We start from the raw sequence: 20,348 nt of genomic DNA on the forward strand, positions 1-20,348 counted from the left end.
GCGTTTTGGACCCACCTGACTCCATGCCGAACTCAGTAGTGAAACGAAACAGCGCCGATGATAGTGTAGCATTTGCTATGTGAAAGTAGGACATTACCAGGCTTCAAATTGTAGAGAGCCCGAATTTAACGATTCGGGCTTTTTTACGTCTGCAGAAAAGTAAAATTTGCGCAATTAACACACATTCATATCGCGATACAAAGATAGTGTAGCATTTGCTATGTGGCTCTCCACCGCTGTGGGCACTACGACATTACCAGGCTTCAAATTAAAGAAACCCGTTACAGCAATGTGACGGGTTTTTTGCTATCTGGGATTTAGTAAATAGCCAAGAGCCCATGCCGAACTCAGTAGTGAAACGAAACAGCTCGAAGGCGAGCCCCAGCCAACGATAGTGTAGCATTTCACTGTGGCTCTCCACCGCAGTGGGCACTACGACATCACCAGCTTCAAATTGTAGAGAGCCCGACTAGAAATAGTCGGGCTTTTTTACGTCTTCAGAAATGTGAAATACGCGCAATTAACAGACACCTATTCAACACCCATCACGTAGGTCGGGCGGGCGCAGTGACTCCCAACGCTAAAAGCATTAATGAACTGGCTTATCAACGCGTCTGTTTGCAAAGTATCAGGTATACAGCAGCAAATAAGTAGCATATATAAGCAAATTTGTATTAAATCTAATCACTTAATAAAATGATATTGGTATGATTGATAAATAATCAAACCATTTCTTTGAAGGCTATATGGGCTGCTAAACTCATCAGCCCATATATTTAATAATCAGCCAAGTAGTTAGCTATTAGACAAAAATACAGTAAGTTTTTTACCTATTTTTAAATGGTCACTTGAAAGGTTATTCCATTGTTTTAGTTTATTAATACTGACTTTGTAATACTTAGCTATTTTCCATAAGCTTTCGCCTGATTTAACTTTATGCTCGATTTCTTGCTCTGCAAGTATAGGGAGTATCAGCTTTTTCCCTGCGCGAATACGATTGCTTTTTAGATTGTTAAAGGCCTTTAACTGATTAACTGTTATTGCATAGCGTTTAGCTATGACACTGAGGCTGTCGCCAGATTGAATAGTGTAGTGTTGCCATAGACTGTAATCATTACTTTTTTGATTTGCGAGCATTGTTTTAAACTCTATTTGCTCATCGGCAAGAACAACGATATGAGGTGCATCAATAACTGCTGGAAAGCGGATCACACCGTAATTTAATGACTCGAGTTGTTGCCACTTCTCTTTGTTATCTATGATAACGGACCCCGAAACTGGTATTACCGCAATGGTATTCTTATTTGCTATCGCAGGAAATACCATTTTTTGGCTTTTGAGTAGTTGGGCTGCAGCAAGTAACTTAGGGACATATTGACTTGTTTGTTTAGGTAGTTTCAAGCTGAAGAAATCGGTTGGCTTACCCTGCCTTTTATTGTTTTTAATTGATCTTAAAACTCGGCCTTCACCTAAATTATAAGCCGCAATAGCATGATACCAATCGCCATCGAAACGTTTGTATAAATACTCCATAAAATCCAATGCTGCACGAGTACTGTCTATCACGTCTTGTCTACCGTCATACCAAGGTGAAATTTTTACTTTAAAATACTTAGCAATAGAGGGCGTTAACTGCCATAGACCAGACGCATGTTTATGAGAATAGGCGCTTGCATCAAAATCGCTTTCAATAAGTGGCATTAATGCCAGCTCTATTGGTAAATCTCGTTTTTCTATTTCAGTCACTATATGATAAAGATAGGGTGTAGCGCGGCGGCTTATTTCATCCATATAATTAGGATGAGATAAGTACCAAGCAATGCGCTTGTTCACATCGGGGTGGTTTGAATTAGCAAAACTTAGCTGTGCGCGAATACGTTGCCAAACATCGTCCAGCTCTTTAGGATTTAAAGGCGCGATTTGTTCAATTGCTTTACTTTGTTGATTAACAACAGGGTTAGCTTTAATAATTGTTTTAGGGGCTGGTTGTTCTGGTGTTGTCTCACAGCCAGATAAAATAAAAATCAGTGGCAAAATACCGATATATCGATTTAAAAACACGTAAAAACTACTCCGTAATATAAATGCAGCTAGCTAAAAGCCGGTTAGCTTAACATAGGGAATGTGAGATGGGGCTAAATTTAAGCATGCTTTAAACTGCTCATTATAGCGACGAGTTAAGGTAACTTGATGATTATAAAGTTTTTAATTTATCTGCTATTTTGTCTGATTGAGCGTGTAGGTGTGTGGATGAGATTAAGTTACCTAGTTGTTGTTCTATTTCTGCCACCTTATTTAAGGATATAGTGAGATCTCTAAGCACAGTTACTGTATCTCCCAAATTAGTTTGAAGTTGCCTGTCGAGCTGTAAGCTTTGCGTATACGCGGCCTTGGCTGCGGGCAAACCCCCGAGTTGCTGCTCAATGTTGCCAAGATTATCAAACGAGACAGACAGGTCCCGCAATACTTGTGGTGAGTCACCAAGGCTGGTGTGCAGTTGTTGGCAAATAGTTAAACCTTGCGTATACGCAGCTTTGGCTGCGGGTAAATTACCAAGTTCTTGCTCAATATTACCAATCTTATCAAACGAGACAGACAGGTCTCGTAATACTTGTGGTGAGTCACCAAGGCTTTTTTGCAGTTGTTGGCGAATCGCTAAGCTTTGCATATACGCTGCTTTGGCGGCGGGTACATCCCCGAGTTGCAGCTCGATGTCGCCCAAATTATCAAACGAGACAGACAGGTCTCGTAATACTTGTGGTGAGTCACCAAGGCTTGTTTGCAGTTGTTGGCAAATTGCTAAGCTTTGCATATATGCGGCCTTGGCTGCGGGTACATCCCCGAGTTGTAGCTCAATGTTGCCTATCTTATCAAACGAGACAGACAGGTCCCGTAATACTTGTGGTGAGTTACCAAGGCTCGTTTGCAGTTGTTGGCGAATTGCTAAGCTTTGCGTGTATGCCGCTTTGGCGGCGGGTACATCCCCGAGTTGCAGCTCAATGTTGCCTATCCTATCAAACGAGACAGACAGGTCCCGTAATACTTGTGGTGAGTCACCAAGGCTTGTTTGCAGTTGTTGGCGAATTGCTAAGCTTTGCATATAGGCGGTTTTGGCGGCGGGTACATCCCCGAGTTGCAGCTCAATGTCGCCCACATTATTAAACGAGACAGACAGGTCCCGTAATACTTGTGGTGAGTCACCAAGGCTCGCTTGCAGTTGTTGGCAAATTGCTAAGCTTTGCGTGTATGCCGCTTTGGCGGCGGGTACATCCCCGAGTTGTAGCTCAATGTCGCCCAAATTATCAAACGAGACAGACAGATCTCGTAATACTTGTGGTGAGTCACCAAGGCTTGTTTGCAGTTGTTGGCAAATTGCTAAGCTTTGCATATACGCGGCCTTGGCTGCGGGTACATCCCCGAGTTGTAGCTCAATGTTGCCTATCTTATCAAACGAGACAGACAGGTCCCGTAATACTTGTGGTGAGTCACCAAGGCTCGTTTGCAGTTGTTGGCGAATTGCTAAGCTTTGCGTGTATGCCGCTTTGGCGGCGGGTACATCCCCGAGTTGTAGCTCAATATTGCCTATCTTATCAAACGAGACAGACAGGTCCCGTAATACTTGTGGTGAGTCACCAAGGCTTGTTTGCAGTTGTTGGCAAATTGCTAAGCTTTGCATATACGCGGCCTTGGCTTCAGGTAATTGGCCAATATTACTTAGTAAGTCACCTAATCTATCTAAGGCGATACTCAAATGCCTTTTTCCTTGGTTTGTAACCGTACTTTGCAATTGTTCTATCTTGGCCCTAGTTTGGTAGATAGCTTCATCAAGTTGCACTGATGATAATAGCGGCTCATGTGAAGTTTCAGCTTCAGTTTGCGACAGCTTAGTATTTAATTGAATGTTAAAAGGTAGTTCAATTATTTGTTGGCGAACACTCCAGATATCAGGCGCCCAAGTGACAACATTAGCTGCACATTTATAAGGTAGCTCAATGAAAATAGGGCTCTTTACAATATCTTCCAACTGCGAACGGCGTTTATTTAAAGTTGCTAAGGTTTTGGCTCTTAGCGTATTCCAAATCCCTTCTTGATCTACTTGTGTTAGCGCTAACCAAACGGGAGAGTGGCCTGCGTTAGCATCAAAAATTTCATCGATAACTTTATTTGGTAAATCTGTTTGAGTTATTGGTTTTATACGGCGTAACGGTTTACTGTGACTGCGCATAAAGTCATCTAGCCGCTGTTTAAGGGCAAAACTCGCTTGAGTATTTTCAACAAATACAAAAAAAAGAGAGAAGTCTTCGTGCCACTCAAGTGTAAGTTTTAACTCTGACCAGATGGCCTCAAAATCATGATTGTGCATCAAAGTAGTCGTTCATAATTGGAGGAACTTGGTACCAAATACTACCATTTTGATAATTTAAGACTAATGAATGATCAAATAAACGAATAATTGGTGGTAAGTCGCTGGCAAGGTCATTTATATATTGTGCTAGGTTACCGCTGTGCTCTCTGCAATGAATTAACCATTTTCTATCTTGTGCATTTAACCATTGAACATTTTTAGTTTCTTCTAAAATTGCTTGCTTAACAGGAGTGCTATTAACTCTATTTACAGGAAAATTGACTTTACCAAGTACTGCTTTTTTAGTGGTATGGCGTATTAAAGCAAACATCCGACGAACGTTACCACCGCATAGCCATGCAAACTCCTCTATCACGGGCTTTGAGATATAATTTTCCCACTCAGGAAAACGTTTTTCTACGACACACACCATTTTTGCTATACCTTCTGGGTTTTTCTCAATTGGCTTTTCTTTCTTAGGTGTTTGCATAACTTTAAAATTAGGCAACGAAAAGCTCCCAGAATAAAATTGATCAATACTAGGAAGTACAGCATGGATATACGGGGGAACAGTGTAAATGACGGTAATATTTTCAAAAGATAATCGGGCAGGAGAGTTAAAAAATAAGTCTTTAAGGGATTCAAATAATACGTTTTCTTGACCATTAGGTGCAGACAGCCTTTCTAATGAATCAACAACAAGAACAACTTTATCTTGATTGGTATATTGTTTAACTGATGCAGCGACATCGTTTGCAAACTTTATGGCCTCTTGAAAAAACTTATTTGAGCTATTAGCAAATTTTATTAATTCTTGTTTAAAAGTTACATTTTCCTCTAGAGAGAACTCAACCTCAGCCCCTGCTGCTTTTAGTTTAGGTTTTAGCTCTACTTTTGAGTCCATTGCTTTTTTTGTGCGCTCCCAAATTGTTTCAGTAAGGAAGTCATCACCATATGCTTTTTTAACGGCGTGAGATAAGCCTGCTAATGCAGTGAAAATTAATTCAGTTTGAGTAATTGCAGGCTCATTTAAATCTAAAAAAGAGTCTGCACTACAGTAAAAAGCCGGTATGTTTTTTACTTTGAGATCAGCTAATAAACGCTGGAGTTCAGTGGTTTTACCTGCACCTCTAAGTCCAGAGAATAAGTAACAGCCAGGTGTATCTTCCCATTCGATAGCCTGTTTCATATCTTCAACACTGTCGTGAGCATCATCAGGAGCACGATTAACATAGTAATTTAATATATCATCGCGTTTAGCTGTATCTAAAAATGAATTATGAAAATCTCTAGGAGTACTCATCAAATGTCTCATTCGTTTGTGTTCGATCTTAATTAAGGTAAAGATAACACGCAAGATAAATTAGTGTCACTAGATTACTACTGTATATTGATGTGTGTTACCCAAACACACACCTAAAACATGCACCTTGTGGTTTTTGTACATAAACCAAATCACCGCCGTGGTTGAGCATAATTTGCCGCGACAAGCTCAAACCAATACCCGAACCTTGTTGTTTGGTAGTAAAAAAGGGCACGAACACCATATCAATAACATGTTCAGCAATGCCAGGTCCGTTATCGCTGACTTCAATGTAAAGCTGTTGTGCGTGATTTTGTGCGAGGGTGAGTTGAATCGTTGGTGTTTTATTAGGGTTTTGCGCGTTATGTTGTTGGCTTGTGGCGAGTACTTCAAGTGCATTTTTAACTAAGTTAACCAGTACTTGTTCTATTTGGCTGTTGTCGAGCATCACTAATTGTTGGGTATTAATATTAAGCTCAAAAGTAGTACCTTGCCTAAGTGCTTGTTGCTGATGCAATGCAACTATTTGTGTGAGCACACTAGCTAAATTATAAGGCGCTAATTTAGGTGTAGGTAAGCTACTTACTTGACGAAAGCGTGCTATAAAATCACCTAAATGCTCAGTGCGAGACGCAAGTGTAGTGAGTGCGAGTTGTAAGTCTTGCTTATCTTCAAGCTCATCAAAGCACAGCGTTTGCGGTAATAAAGTGGTGCACGTGTTAGCGAGTGATGAAAGTGGCGTTATAGAATTCGCTATTTCGTGAGTTAGTACTTTAGTTAAGCGCTTATAGGCCTGCTGCTCTTTTAACTGCAATTGGTCGTGAATAGACTGTATGCTGACAACGCGGCGAACTTTACCTTGAATTTCGGCGATACTGAGTGCAATTGATAATGTATCTTGTTGTTCACCTGTTTGCCAATGCAGGGTATTACGTACGTTTCGATCGGCTTTTAAAAGAAGATCACCCACGGCGCCTAATTCACTCAAGTGCTTAACGTTTTTACCTAAAAGCTTACTTACAGCGGGGTTTGATTCAATCACTTGGCCACTGTTATCAGACACCAATACAGCCAAATCGACATGAATTAGTAATGCTTGTAAAAACTGAGCTTGTTGCTCGGCATTAAAGCGTGCGGTTTGCATTTGTGCTTTTACTTGATCGAACTGCTGGCGCATTGGGTGATACTGGCTAAGACCCAGCGTACTATCGCCATTAGCGAGTGCGCGAATAACTATTTCAGCTTGTTTTTGTTGGCGAGTAAATAGTGTGAAAATATGGACGCTCAAGGCAATACTAACCAAGACGACTAACAATAATGTTGCCGAGAAACCTTTATTAATAAGTAAGTAGCACAGTAATGCACTAAAGCTGCTTAATGCGACTAGGTTAAATCCGAGGGAAAAGTAAGGTCGCATGTTTATAATCCATACTTTTCAAGGCGGCGATACATAGCACCGCGCGTTAAACCAAGCGCTTTGGCAGCGTGGCTCACATTGCCTTGGTGGTGAGTAAGGGCTGCACGAACAGTGCGTTGTTCAAGTGCCTCTAAATCAAAAGTATCGTATGCATTATTATTTTCGATTGGGTTATTAGTGCTGTTGACCTTACTTGTAGTATTACCAACCACTGACCTCACATCAAGATTTTCGCCTTCACTTAATATTACCGCGCGCTCTATAGCGTGGGCTAGCTCACGCACATTGCCCGGCCATGAGTATTGGCAAAGTGATGTCATATCACCTGCCGCAATGGTTAAGTCGCGTTTGTATTTCTGTGAAAAATGATTTAGGTAATAATCTACTAGTAATGGTATGTCATCACTGCGCTCACGTAAGGCAGGTAATCTAATTTCAACAGTATTAATACGATACAGTAAGTCTTGACGAAAGCGACCGTCGACGACGGCTTGCTCAAGATTATCGTTAGTGGCACAAATAAGGCGAATATCAATATCAATTGTTTTACTGCCGCCGATCGGAGTTACTTGGCGGTTTTGCAATGCGGAGAGTAACTTAGCTTGATGTTCAAGGGGTAAGTTACCTAACTCATCTAAAAATAAACTGCCGCCTTGAGCCAACTCAAATTTACCAATTCGATCAGCTTTAGCGTCAGTAAACGCGCCTTTTTTATGGCCGAATAACTCACTTTCAAACAGGTTTTGCGCCACTGCGCCCATATCTAAGCTCAAAAAGGTGTGTTCGCTACGCATACTTGCTTGATGAATTGCGTGAGCGGTGAGCTCTTTACCTGTACCACTTTCGCCAGTGATTAATATATTTGCGTCGGTTTTGGCGGCTTTTTCAATGGTATTAAATACTTGCTGCATTGCTGCGCTTTGCCCTAAAAACTCAAATGATGGCGTGTTTAATGCCTGATTAAGCCCCTGCTTTTGGCGAGTTAGTTTACCAACTTGTTGCTTGTCTTTTGCGTGCGAGAATGCAGCAGCAACCGCGCCAAGTAATTGCTCATTTTGCCAAGGTTTAGCAATAAAATCAGACGCACCTGCTTTAATGGCATCCACCGCAAGCTGAATATCACTGTAAGCGGTCATCAGTAGCACCACGATATTGGCGTCTTGCTCAATGATTTTTTTGAGCCAATAAAACCCTTCCTTGCCGCTAATCGAATCTTGGCTAAAGTTCATATCCAATAAAATCACGTCAATGGGCTGATCGCTTTCTCGTTGCTTGCTAATAATGCCAGCAATATCAAAGGGATTATCAGTAGTTTTGACGCTTTGATAGTGTTGCTTTAATAGCAAGCGTGCTGCAATGAGAATATCGGGATTGTCGTCAACAATTAAAACTGAGCCTGTGTGTTTCATGGGTTTTATTTTTATAGAGTTTTATTTAGCCTAAAACAAAAAAGGAACAGTGTCCATAAATGGACGCTTATTAAAATAAAAAGTGTTCTATAAACGGACACTTAAAGTATCTATCGGTATAAGGTGTTATTCAAGCTGTTGTAATTAAAGAATAATTAAAGTTGGCATACGCTTTGTAATAGCAATAGGTAATTAGTTAAATTAAACCTGTATCAAGGCGGCAACATGGATAAGAAAATAGAACGCTCATTTACTCAAAAGTATTTTAAAAAATTCATCTTTGCAACGATGGCCTTAGGTGTTGCGGCGGCTGCGTATGGCTTTACGCAAACTAGCGATACAGGTCGTAGCCAACATGTTGAGCGCAGTAGCCTCACCGTTAGCACAGTAAAACAAGGTGCATTTAAAGATACGTTGAGCTTACGCGGTCAAGTGGTGCCAAAAACCAGTATTTACCTTGATACTATCGCCGGTGGCCAAGTTGAGGAGCGTTTGGTAGAGCAAGGCGAATTTGTAGAAGCAGGCCAGCCCTTGGTGCGCTTGAGTAATACTAACTTGCAACTTGATGTTATGGGCCGTGAGGCTCAAGTAACAGAGCAGCTAAATTTTTTACGTAATACGCAAATGACTATGGAAACCAGCCGCTTAAACTTACGCCGAGACTTATTAGAAATAGAGTTAAAGATTACGCATTTAACACGCCGTTTAAAACAAACTAAACCATTAGTTAAAAGTGGGGTGTTGGCGCAAGATAAATTAGCCGAACTTGAGGAAGATTTAAGTTATTACCATGCTCGCAAGGAGCTAACGCTTGAGCGTCAAAAGCAAGAAAAATCAATACGTGAAGTGCAAGTTGCACAGCTGTCAGACAGCGCTAAAATGCTCGAGAAAAACCTTCAATTTGCTCGTCGAAACCTCGATAACTTATTAGTAAAAGCACCGGTATCCGGTTATTTAAGCGAGCTTGATGTAGAAATTGGCGAATCAAAAAGTAGCGGCGCACGACTCGGACAAATTGATATTCCTAACGAGTATAAATTAGTGGTACGTCTTGATGAGTTTTACTTAAATCAGGTGCAGCGCGATATGGCTGTGATGATTGAACTTGATGATGACGCTATTACTGCCAAAGTGAGCAAAATCGATAGCCGCGTACAGCAGTCTCAATTTCAAATCGAAGTGGACTTACCCAGTAACACTAAAAGTATTAAGCGTGGCCAAAGCATCGACCTTGAGTTAATGCTTGGCAACAATAAAAACGATGCCTTATTACTTAATCGAGGCGCATTTTTCACAAACTCGGGTGGTAATTGGGTTTACGTAATTGAGCAAGGTAGTGATAAAGCACTGCGCCGTGATATTCGTTTAGGTAAAAAAAATCAACATTATTTTGAAGTGCTTGAAGGGCTAAAAGCAGGGGATCAAGTGATCACCTCAAGCTACAGCAACTTCGAAAAAGCACAACAACTACAATTTTAAGGATAACAACAATGATCAAATTAACTAATTTAAGCCGAGTATTTCGTACTCAAGATGTTGAAACAACTGCACTAAGCAATATTACTCTAACCGTAAAGGAAGGTGATTTTTTAGCAATTATGGGCCCATCTGGCTGTGGTAAATCAACCTTATTATCTATTTTAGGCATGTTAGATTCGCCAACGAGTGGAAGCTTTGAGTTTGCAGGTGCTGACATTGCAGGTTATAGCGAAAAACAATTAGCAGAGTTACGTAAAGCTTCAATTGGTTTTGTATTTCAGAGCTTTAACTTAATTGATGAATTGACAGTTTATCAAAATGTAGAGCTGCCTTTGCAATATCAAAAAATTTCAAAAAGTGAGCGTAAAGAGCGTGTTGAAACCATTTTAAAGCGAGTGGGTATTGATCATCGAGGCGATCATTTACCGCAGCAGTTATCGGGTGGTCAGCAGCAGCGAGTGGCAGTAGCGCGAGCTTTGGTGATTAACCCTAAGCTAATTTTAGCCGATGAGCCAACCGGTAATTTAGACTCAAAAAATGGTGATGAAGTAATGGCAATGCTCCGCGAATTAAATAAAGAAGGCACTACGGTAATTATGGTTACGCACTCTGATAAAGAGGGTAATTACGCAGATCGTCTAGTACGCCTACTTGATGGCCAAGTGATGCTTGATAAAGCAAATAACGTACAACAAACGGTGGGGGTTGCATAGCATGTTTGTAAGTTACTTTATTACAGCGCTGCGTTCGTTCAAACAGCAAAAACAACATTTTATTTTAAATGTATTAGGTTTAAGTATTGGCTTAGCTTCAGCAATGTTAGTGGGTTTATTTGCAAGCTTTGAGGCCAACGTTGATCAGCATCAACCAAATGCACAGCAGACATATCGTCTTTCGCAGCATTTTCGGGAGATGGGCGTTGATGCACCAATTACCAACTATTACGCTATAAAAGAGCTTGCTAAAAATACAGCTATTGAAGATATTTTTGCATTAGAGATGCATCCAAGGTTATCGGGTGATTTTAGCGCTAATGGCAATTACTACAAAATGGAAGGCTTATTCGCTACGGGCAAAAACATTACTGATTTTATAAGTTTGGATGTGCTCCATGGTGATTTACAAGACTCGCTCAGTGAACCGAATAAAATAGCGCTTAGTGAGCGTGAAGCTATTCGGATCTTTGGTCGCACAAATGCTATTGGCGAAACATTAACTAAAGATCAAGTGACTTACACTGTGACTGCCATATTTGCTAACTTACAAGATAACACTCATTTTGCATTTTCGGGATTGGTGGCAATGCAAAATGAGACACCTAATTATCAAATGAATAACTTTTATGTTTATGTACGCTTCTCTGCTAATACTAATCTTGTCGCTGAGCAAGCGCAGTTAGCGCAGGCCTATCCCGCGCTTGTTTATCCTAGTCAATCTTTGGGATTTGTAACCTTAACTTTTCAACATTTGCCTGGTATTCACTTACACGCGGATAGTCGCTATGAGCTTAAAGAAAATGGCTCATATACTGTAGTAATGATTAGCTTTTCTCTGAGTCTTTTATTGATTGCAATAGCAGCATTTAACTTTATTAATATGAGTATTGCTCAATCAGCTAAGCGAGCTAAAGAGGTTGGCGTACGAAAAGCGCTGGGAGCTAGTAAGCCGCAGATAGTTATTCAGTTTTTGGTGGAGTCATTATTAGTTACCAGTTTTGCTGCTATTTTAGCCTGTGTTTTATTGGAACTTGCTCTACCATCTTTTAATCAATTGGTTGGGCGTGTTTTAGTTTTTGATTACCTGTCTGAGTTTGGTGCAATTTTTATTGCTGTTGTGTTCTTGGTGGGTTTATTAGCAGGAGCATATCCCGCATTGTTTATGTCGTCATTCAGTGCCAAACGCGTACTTAGTGGTGACATTCAGCGTGGACGCACAGCAATAGTTGTACGCAAGGTATTACTTACTCTACAAGCTTCTTTATCTATTGCTTTGATAATTAGTGCTTCATTCTTACATCAACAACTTAACCATTTACAATCGATAGATGTGGGTTACGAGAAACAATACCGCTTAGAGGTAGATGGCATCCCTTCGCGTAAGTTGTACTTTACACAGAACAATATACTTACTCAGCGTATTAATGCGATACAAGGTGTTAAATCAAGCAGCATTACAGATGCTTCATTCACGTCGTCATTTAATACCAGCTTTGATGTTACTTCAGACAATGGTGAGATGAAAAATGCTGTTATTCCTTTTATTGGAGTAGGATTTGATATAGCTAAAAGCGTCGGTCTATCGTTAATGGCTGGACGTGATTTAAGTGCAGACTATGGCAGTGATTGGTATAGCCAAACCGAAGATGGTAATGGCAGTGCTGGCGTTTTAGTATCGCAGTCATTTGTTAAGCTTGCAGGCTATGGCAGTGCCGAGCAAGCTATTGGTAAAAAACTTTATACAAGCTCTGGTGATAATCAAGAGGTACTAAATATTGTTGGTGTCATTAAAGATGTCACTATAGGCTCAGCCCGAGAAGCTTCTACGTCGCCTTTAATCCTTGTTTGTGGCTTTAGTTGGGCTAATGAAGGTAAATTAATTATTAACTTCGATCCTAACCAATTCGCTGCTGTAAAAACTCAGGTGCAAGCTATAGTCACTGATGTGCTTAATGTACATAACTCAGATATTGATTTAGTAGCCGATAATTACCGAGCTTTGTATAAAAGCGATGAGCGCGTATCAACCTTGGTTGTAATATTTTGTATGTTGGCAATTATATTGACCTGCTTAGGTACTTTTGGTTTAGCTGCGTTTTCTACTTTACAGCGTCAAAAAGAGATTGCGGTACGTAAAGTGTTGGGGGCATCACGCTTGAGTATAGTGAATTTATTAGCAAAAGAGTTTTTACTATTAGTGCTTGTAAGTGCCGTTGTTGCATTTCCACTTACCTATTGGTTGGTGGGCGATTGGCTTGCTAATTTTAATGATCGCATCGATCAAGTTTGGTGGGTATATAGCTTAGCAGCTTTGGTTATTGCTGCGATTACTTGGCTCACGGTTGCAAGCCTTGCTTTTAAAGCTGCAAGCACACGGCCATCGCTTACTTTACGTTATGAGTAAATAAAATTTATTAGCCAAAGCCATGGTCTATCGGAGTAACAGGTAGGCCATTTTTGGGTGAGAACAAAATCTTATAGGTTAGATATGTTGATATCACATGTAACAACAGCATTTAGAGTATTCAAGCAACACAAGCTTTATTCGTTATTGAATGTCTTAGGGTTAAGTATTGGTCTTGCTGCAGCTCTGTTAGTGGCGCTATTCGCAGAGTATGAATTGTCGTTTGATGAAATGCAGCCCGATCACCAGCAAGTTTATCGTCTGCATGTTGATGTAAAGGTACCGGGTTTAGAAGAGATCCCCTTAACGGTTGTAAGCATTGCGCAAACAGTGTCTTTACGTAGTGATGTAAGTGACTTATTGGTGCTGGCAGATGTGGTCGATAGTGATTTATTTACTGATCATATTAAAGTGGCTGGGCAAGTGTTTAAGCTGCGAAATGTGTATGGCACTTCGGCCAATTTACGTGATTTTATTCATCTTGATGTGATGACTGGCAATCTTGAACAAGCGCTCTCAGAGCCTAATCAAATCGCCTTGAGTGACAGTGAAGCCACAAGGCTGTTTGGTAGCGCCAGTAAAGCGTTCGAACAAACGTTATTGATGGGCGAGCAAAGTGTCACTGTGGGTGCTGTTTTTGATGATTTACCCGATAACAGCCACTTTTTGTTCCATGCTTTAGTGTCTGTTGATTTCACTGAACATAATGATATATCGAGTTATGTTTATCTAAAAACTCAGCAAGGTGCTGATTTAAAAGACATAGAAAAGCAGTTAGCTAGCCGTCTTATCGAAAAATATCAGTTAAAGAATAGCCAACTTGAGTATCGTTTAGTGCCGATGCGAGAGGTATACTTCAAAGCTCATTCTCCCTTTGAATTTAAACCCGGAGGGTCGGATTTTTTAGTGAACTTGAGTCTAATATTGAGCGGTTTATTACTCGCCATTGCCGCAGCCAATTACATCAATATTGCGGTGTCGCAATTGCTTTACCGCAGCAAAGAAATTGCCATGCGCAAAACCTTGGGGGCGAGTAAGCAACAATTAATACTGCAATTTTTGTTAGAAGCCTTGTTAATGGTGACCCTTGCTACAGTGTTAGCGTTGTGTTGGGTTGAGATGTTATTACCAAGTTTTAGTGGCTTTGCAAACCGCCCATTGCAGCTAGTTTGGGGCTGGTCACAATTGGTAGCTGTATTGGATGTGGTGTTTTTATTGGCTTTTATATCTGGTGCTTATCCGGCTTTTTGTGTGGCACGCGCACCGCTAAAAAGTTTACTTGCAGGGCAATTGCAAACAGGTCAGGTGGTGCGTAAAGGCCTGTTAGTATTTCAAGCAGCCATGGCAATGGCTTTAATTGTTTGTACTATGGTGAGCTTACAACAGTTAATGTTCTTGCAAAACCTGTCGCTTGGTTATGATGCGACAGATCGTATTGTGATACACGATTTAAGCAGTAAGCAATTGATGGAAAAAGAACACGCGATACTCAATGAGATCCGAGCGTTGCCCGGTGTAGTGCAAATAACTACTACTGACACTGACTTAACCGACAGTATTCTTGAAAGCTTTTATTTCCGATGGCCAAACGGCTATGAGGAAAGTGAACTGCCACCGACCATAGGCACAGGTTTCCATGCCGTTAAAACCTTGGGTTTGACACTACTTGCAGGCAGAGACTTTTCACCACAGTTCCAGAGCGATTGGTTGCACTCTCCTAATGAGCATGCTGGGGCGCAGCAGGGCGAAGACAACCCTCAAGCAATGGCTATTTTGGTGACCGAACAAATGGCAAAACGTGCTGGTTACGATAATGTGGATGAGGTGGTAGGTCTGCAAGTTCAAGGGCTTTATCGCAACATTAATGCAACCATTGTCGGTGTGGTAAAAGACATTAAAGTCGGCTCGGCGAAAGATGATTGGCTACCTGTGTCATTTTCAGCAGGGTATAGCTCACAATCAACCGTTCGATTGGTGATAAGGACCGAACAAGCAAACTTTCCTCAGTTATTTAATCAGTTACGCCAGCTTTTAAAGCAGTTTAATTTAACCGCCGATCCGCAATTTAGCCTGATGCAGCAAGACTTAGCCAAGGTTTATCGAGTCGAGCATGACTTATTTGTGCTCATTCGAAATTTCTCTGTGCTGGCCATGTTTTTAAGTTGCTTAGGTTTATTTGGACTTGCAGCGTTTGCAGCGAAACGTCAGCAAAAGCAATTAGCCATTCGAAAAGTCTTGGGTGCAACCCGTTTAAGTTTAGTTAATCTACTTGCCCGTGAGTTTTTAATCATGGTGTTCGCAGCGGCGGTAATTGCTTTACCTCTAGCTTATTGGCTAATGGATAATTGGTTGCAAGGTTTTAACGACCGTATTGAGCAGGCCATTTGGGTATATGGCGCTGCGGCGCTTGTGGTCGCACTCTTTACTTGGCTCACGGTTGCAAGCCTTGCTTTTAAAGCTGCAAGCACAAGGCCATCGCTTACTTTACGCTATGAATAAATAAAGTTCAGTGAATTAAAAAAGGGTTGGTGAATACACTAACCCTTTTTTGTATCGTAAATTTTATTGATACGAAATGTAATACCCTGGTACATGTGCTTGGGTATACAAGTGCCCGTCAATGTATGAATCTTGTATTAAAGTTCCAATATTTGCAGCGTTAATACGCATACGAGCCACCATTTCATGGACCGCTTCAGCTGTAAAAGCTTCTTCGACAGGAGGGTCGCCAACAAAATTAGTAAACCACGGAAACCAGCTATTATCATTGCCACTTACGCTTTGGTCGGGGTGGTAGATACCGCCCTGCCAGCGATCAAATTTCAGACTTTCTAAACTAAATAGGCCAAAGTTTGCTTGCGTCATACATGCATCAGCGGCTTGGTATTCAGGGTAGCCAGAACTAGCAGCAAACTGATTGCACACATTGTGTGGGAGGTTGCTGGTATTTACTGCAGAATATTCTACAGCTCTAAACATAACAGGACGAGAAGAGCTACCTGCTGGGAAAATAATATTTGCCGCGACAGGTGAATGCCAACGTTGATGATACATCGCAATTGATAGGCCTAAGTCTTCTTTGTTTATTGCAACGTTATCTGCATGTGTCCATGAGCCGCCAGGGTCAACAGGAGTGCCGCTATTATCGAATATTATTCCATGTTGGTTTGCCTCCAGTTGGTTAAGTAGGTTTGGCGTTGTATTGTCGACAACCGTTACTGGGATCATGCTACTAGCTGCACTAGGTGTATAATTTATAGCTGGGTTGTTTAATGCTTTCCAGCATAATAAGCCATAACCATAACCGTTATTTATCATTGGGCAGTTTGTCATATTTGCAGATGACTGGTTGCTTTGATAAGTGTGATTAACCGATGCAGCAGCGGCTTCACCTGTGCCTACCAATACTCCCCACGACTGAAGTGTTATTTGTGCATACGGTAGTTCACTTTCAGGCAAATAGAGTGTGGTGCTAGATATTAAGTTAAGCGCTAAATCGAACTCATAGAGTACTACCGGGCGCATTTTACTTTGTTTTTGCTTGGGGTATTGGGCTATCACGGTTTGCTTTGCAGGTGGGGTTTGATATTGCTCATTTACTTGGGCTAACAAATAAACACGATGCTTTGATATATAGCTATTTAGCAATTTTTTTATATGCCAAGTTGATAGTTTGCGAGATTTTAAAATGCTAGCGTGGTTATCGGTTAATTGCAGTGTATTGCCTTGCTGCAAAACCCATGTGTGCCCACTTAAACCAATTACTTTTGTTTGCTCAAAAATATATTGGTTTTGTTGATCATGACTCTGTGTATTTATAAGTGCTTTGTCATTTATTTGATAGCTTGAAAACGACACTTCCTCGTTGTGATACTGATGTAAGGGCGCCGAATATTGACCAAATAAAGCGGTTAATTCAATTCTAATAGTGTTATCTAATTCTTTAACAACCCACTGATCTTGCGCCTGCTGGTGGAAAGTTATTGGAGTGTATTGACCCTCCTTATCTACGCTGAATGCCTGCCATGTTGTTTCACACTTTGATATACATAACTTAGATGAGCGAATAAGCGCTTGTTGATTTTCTGAGGTGAAAGAGTCCTGTTCGTCTTCAAATTTAAATTGAAGTGGAGTGCCTCTTTCAGTGATCTCAAAAGAAAAAAGAATGCGCCGTTGGTTACCGCTAACATGCAACGTATTGTGATTACTTTGGCCTAACTTAAGCTTTGAGTAAGTGTTTGAAGTGTGTGTGTTATCGGCGTTACCTAAAAAAGCGGAGCCATTATTATGTTGATGGCTTTGATCACCTTCTTGGAGTTCTAAAAATTGTAAACGTTGAACACACGCTTCTTCTTTACAAGTTTGTAGTTGTATTTTGCGTTGCTGATACGCAAAATTAAACCAAGGTGTTTGGGCTAAATAGCTCTCTTGGTTTGCATAAAATAGTACGGGTAGTGTGCTTGTATCAAATTGTTTTGCTATAGCAACACAATGCATACTTGCTGTTATTGTAAGTGCAGTGATAAAAAGTGTAAGTAGTTTTTTCATGATGATTCCTTTGCTTTAAACATACAAAAGAGGGTAGGAAACACCTACCCTTTATAAGTTCGATTGCAGTGCTTAATATACAACCCCTTGCTGCTGCGAAGCATTAACACCCTGATTGAGCTGAATAGATAGCCAATTTTCTACATCACTACGAAGAGATGCGGTGTTATCAGGACCTGACTGGCTGGCATAAAACCATAAACCGGTAGGCATGGGGGCGGTAACATTTGTGCCACAAGTAAAGTGGTTAGCGGCATACATTACAGCGCCAGAGCTACCAAACTCAAAATGACTATCAGAATAACCGCCATAACCTCGTGCTTTAACGTGGGCTTCTGAGTCGAGCGTGAAGTGGTAAACTTCGTTGGGTTGCAACAAAAATGGACTTACGTCAGATGAATCAAATCGAGCTCGCATTGTCGAATTTACGCTTGCTTCGTTACCCGAACGGGTAATTATGCCTGCAATATTAGTAATTAAATCACTGGCAAGTTGTGCATCGAGTAAGCTACCGGCATTGTCATTCACTATTGCAGCAGTAATACCTAAAGCTGCTTTTATAGTGCCCAGCACCGAGTTAATATCCCATCCAGTGTTAAAGCTCATTGCTGCACCACCGGCTTTATTAAACAATACAATCTCAGGGGCAGAACCAGGTAAATCAACGGCAAACTTTGCACCATCGGCAGAGTGTGCATTAGTGGCTTTTGACCAAATTTGCTTTGCGGTCCCTTTTACATGGAAACGCGAGGCATAAGTGCCTCTAACTTCTAAGTTTCCTGAACATGAATTACTTTGATTACAATCAAAACCCGCTTTATCGGCACACAGCATTTTTACCGAAAACTCAGTAGAGTTATGACTTATTGTGTTGTCGTAGCCATACGCTTTATGTTTTGACCAACGCTCACCATCGCCTGAATGAAATGCGCCGTAAGCAGTACTGGTAAAGTTAAGTCCATGTTTAGACATTCCTTTATTGTCACTAGACGTTTCAGGTGCAGGTGATGATGGGGTTGAAGGGTAATTTGTTACCACGGTACCAGAGCCTGTATTTGGCACTACCATTTGGCAGGCACAGGCTGACTTTGGACCACCCTTTGCATCTTTATTTAATAACTCTTTAATTTCATTATAAGTAGTTGGATCCATTTCCTTGTTATAGCTTAAAACAGAGAGCCCTTTTTTCTTAGGCGCTGCGTAATTTTCAAACCACGCTTCAAATAATCGTGGATTGTTTATTTCGACAAACTCAGCTAACGAAACCATTTTTTGCATTGTTAACCATTGCTTAAAAAGAGCCGGCTTATATTGTATAAGGTAGCGTGCAAGGTAATAGCTGTCCTCTGGTGAGTGATCAGCAAGCACCGTAGACCATAAATCAAGCGCATTTACGTCTATCTCTTTTATTTGGCTTAAGATTTCTTCGGCCTGATAAGTTGCTGTTAGTTTTTCAATATAATGATTGAGTACCGCTTCTTCATCGTTTTCAGCCATAAAATCAAGCAAAGAAAGCGAGTCAGTAGACCACGCTGAAATAGTCTGCCAAGTTTGTTTGCTAACTTGAGCAGGTGCCATTGCACCATAATCATTTTCTAAAGCGGTAGTACGGTGGTTGGTATTTTCAACAGTACCTGCAAATGCAGTGGTACTTATGATTGCCATATATACAAGAGAACCTAAAGCAAGTGGTGTCATTAATGTACGTTTCATTTTTATTCCTCCATAAATAATAAATAAGCACAAATAATGTGCCCTTTTATATTGCTTGTTTATTTTCATCACGAAAGGAATTAGCAGGGTCAGCAGGGGGCGAGTTAGGTAAAAGTGAGAAAAGTAAGGGGGTGTAAACATGCTGGGCATTATTTTTTGAATTGAATAAATATATATATCTTTAAATACAGTAGCTTAAAAATAAATTTACCCGTTTTTACCCAATTGCCCCATGATTTTAAGTGTGATTTACCTCTCTTTGATGCACACTTTTTGAGTTGGTTTTGTATTTAATAGGTATGTAAATACAGCATCAACAATAGGATTAAGTAAATAAATGGAGGTAAATATAATGAAATATACAATTTTAATATCAAGTCTATTACTAACAACCTTTGCGCATGCTCATAGTGCAAAAATGCTGCAAGAAGAATTTCAAGTTAACGCGCAAAACTGCCCTAAAAAGCAAACAATATTGCTTGCTTCAATGAAAATATCGACAGGAACGTTTTCATTTTTAAAAAGTGATATAAGTAGTGGGTGTACGGAAAAAAGACTTTCTGCATCAGGTCGAGAAAGCCCAATGTTAGATTGTGGTCAGTTTGATGATTGGCGCTTAGCTTACGATATGGGAAACAATATGTGTGAGTCGTTACACTCAAATATGATGCGTTTTGATAATACATTAAACCCAGATATGCAAATATTTACTCGCTTTGAAGGCCCTTACGAATTTAAAGGGGACGAGCACCATCAAAAATTTAAAGCTAGCATGGGCGTTACATTAGCGTGTTATATCTGTGATACAGCAAAATAGTTAAACCGTAGCACGAGGTGATATAAGTGATACCTTGTGCTTTTTAATTTTAATTCTAATTCTGATTCAGGTTAAGTAACCTGAACTCTGGATAATAAATCTATCTCTAGCAGCTATTTTCAGCGCTAACTGCGTTGAATTTACTTGCAATAGGCCAGCTATTGACGCGTAAATTCGCCTTGTTTTCACTGAAAATC

General features: G+C 40.5%; 12 protein-coding genes. 5 read left to right on the forward strand and 7 right to left on the reverse strand.

The features are described 5' to 3' along the window. Nucleotides 1-795 precede the first annotated feature (795 nt). The 5 genes from H5119_RS18180 to H5119_RS18200 form a co-directional block, all read right to left on the reverse strand. Entirely contained in the window at nucleotides 796-2,061 is a 1,266-nt protein-coding gene (locus H5119_RS18180; RefSeq protein WP_182703223.1) for a LysM peptidoglycan-binding domain-containing protein, read from the reverse strand. A 133-nt stretch (nucleotides 2,062-2,194) separates the two neighbouring features. Then, on the reverse strand, nucleotides 2,195-4,363 hold the full coding sequence (locus H5119_RS18185; protein WP_182703224.1) for a tetratricopeptide repeat protein: 2,169 nt from the start codon (nucleotides 4,361-4,363) through the stop codon (nucleotides 2,195-2,197). Continuing rightward, nucleotides 4,350-5,648 (reverse strand): NTPase, encoded by a 1,299-nt coding sequence (locus tag H5119_RS18190; protein ID WP_033030507.1) that lies wholly within the window; start codon nucleotides 5,646-5,648, stop codon nucleotides 4,350-4,352. The genes H5119_RS18185 and H5119_RS18190 overlap by 14 nt, the downstream gene beginning before the upstream one ends. A 97-nt stretch (nucleotides 5,649-5,745) precedes the next feature. Next, nucleotides 5,746-7,065: a PAS domain-containing sensor histidine kinase gene (locus tag H5119_RS18195; RefSeq protein ID WP_182703225.1), complete on the reverse strand. Its 1,320-nt coding sequence runs from the start codon at nucleotides 7,063-7,065 to the stop codon at nucleotides 5,746-5,748. A gap of 2 nt (nucleotides 7,066-7,067) precedes the next feature. Further along, a complete protein-coding gene (locus tag H5119_RS18200) occupies nucleotides 7,068-8,474 on the reverse strand; it encodes a sigma-54 dependent transcriptional regulator (protein WP_182703226.1) in 1,407 nt (468 codons plus the stop codon). A gap of 225 nt (nucleotides 8,475-8,699) precedes the next feature. Here H5119_RS18200 and H5119_RS18205 point away from each other — a divergent pair, with 225 nt between their 5' ends. The 4 genes from H5119_RS18205 to H5119_RS18220 all read left to right on the forward strand — a co-directional run bounded on the left by H5119_RS18205 (nucleotide 8,700) and on the right by H5119_RS18220 (nucleotide 15,572). Beyond that, nucleotides 8,700-9,953, forward strand: a complete 1,254-nt coding sequence (locus tag H5119_RS18205; protein WP_182703227.1) for an efflux RND transporter periplasmic adaptor subunit — start codon at nucleotides 8,700-8,702, stop codon at nucleotides 9,951-9,953. A gap of 11 nt (nucleotides 9,954-9,964) precedes the next feature. After that, nucleotides 9,965-10,666: an ABC transporter ATP-binding protein gene (locus H5119_RS18210; RefSeq protein WP_182703228.1), complete on the forward strand. Its 702-nt coding sequence runs from the start codon at nucleotides 9,965-9,967 to the stop codon at nucleotides 10,664-10,666. A gap of 1 nt (nucleotide 10,667) precedes the next feature. Beyond that, entirely contained in the window at nucleotides 10,668-13,073 is a 2,406-nt protein-coding gene (locus H5119_RS18215; protein WP_182703229.1) for an ABC transporter permease, read from the forward strand. 84 nt (nucleotides 13,074-13,157) lie between these two features. Beyond that, the gene (locus tag H5119_RS18220) at nucleotides 13,158-15,572 is read left to right on the forward strand and encodes an ABC transporter permease (protein ID WP_182703230.1); all 2,415 of its coding nucleotides are present in this window, start codon (nucleotides 13,158-13,160) and stop codon (nucleotides 15,570-15,572) included. A 63-nt stretch (nucleotides 15,573-15,635) separates the two neighbouring features. Here the strand turns inward: H5119_RS18220 and H5119_RS18225 are convergent, their stop codons facing one another. Continuing rightward, the gene (locus H5119_RS18225; RefSeq protein ID WP_182703231.1) at nucleotides 15,636-17,621 is read right to left on the reverse strand and encodes a hypothetical protein; all 1,986 of its coding nucleotides are present in this window, start codon (nucleotides 17,619-17,621) and stop codon (nucleotides 15,636-15,638) included. 72 nt (nucleotides 17,622-17,693) lie between these two features. Further along, on the reverse strand, nucleotides 17,694-19,334 hold the full coding sequence (locus H5119_RS18230) for a hypothetical protein (RefSeq protein WP_033030524.1): 1,641 nt from the start codon (nucleotides 19,332-19,334) through the stop codon (nucleotides 17,694-17,696). A 352-nt stretch (nucleotides 19,335-19,686) separates the two neighbouring features. Between H5119_RS18230 and H5119_RS18235 the strand changes: the two genes are divergently transcribed. Next, nucleotides 19,687-20,151, forward strand: a complete 465-nt coding sequence (locus H5119_RS18235) for a hypothetical protein (RefSeq protein ID WP_182703232.1) — start codon at nucleotides 19,687-19,689, stop codon at nucleotides 20,149-20,151. Nucleotides 20,152-20,348: the final 197 nt, after the last annotated feature.

Origin of the sequence: Pseudoalteromonas sp. SG45-5, from assembly GCF_014164085.1 — a bacterium.
Classification (GTDB): domain Bacteria; phylum Pseudomonadota; class Gammaproteobacteria; order Enterobacterales; family Alteromonadaceae; genus Pseudoalteromonas; species Pseudoalteromonas aliena.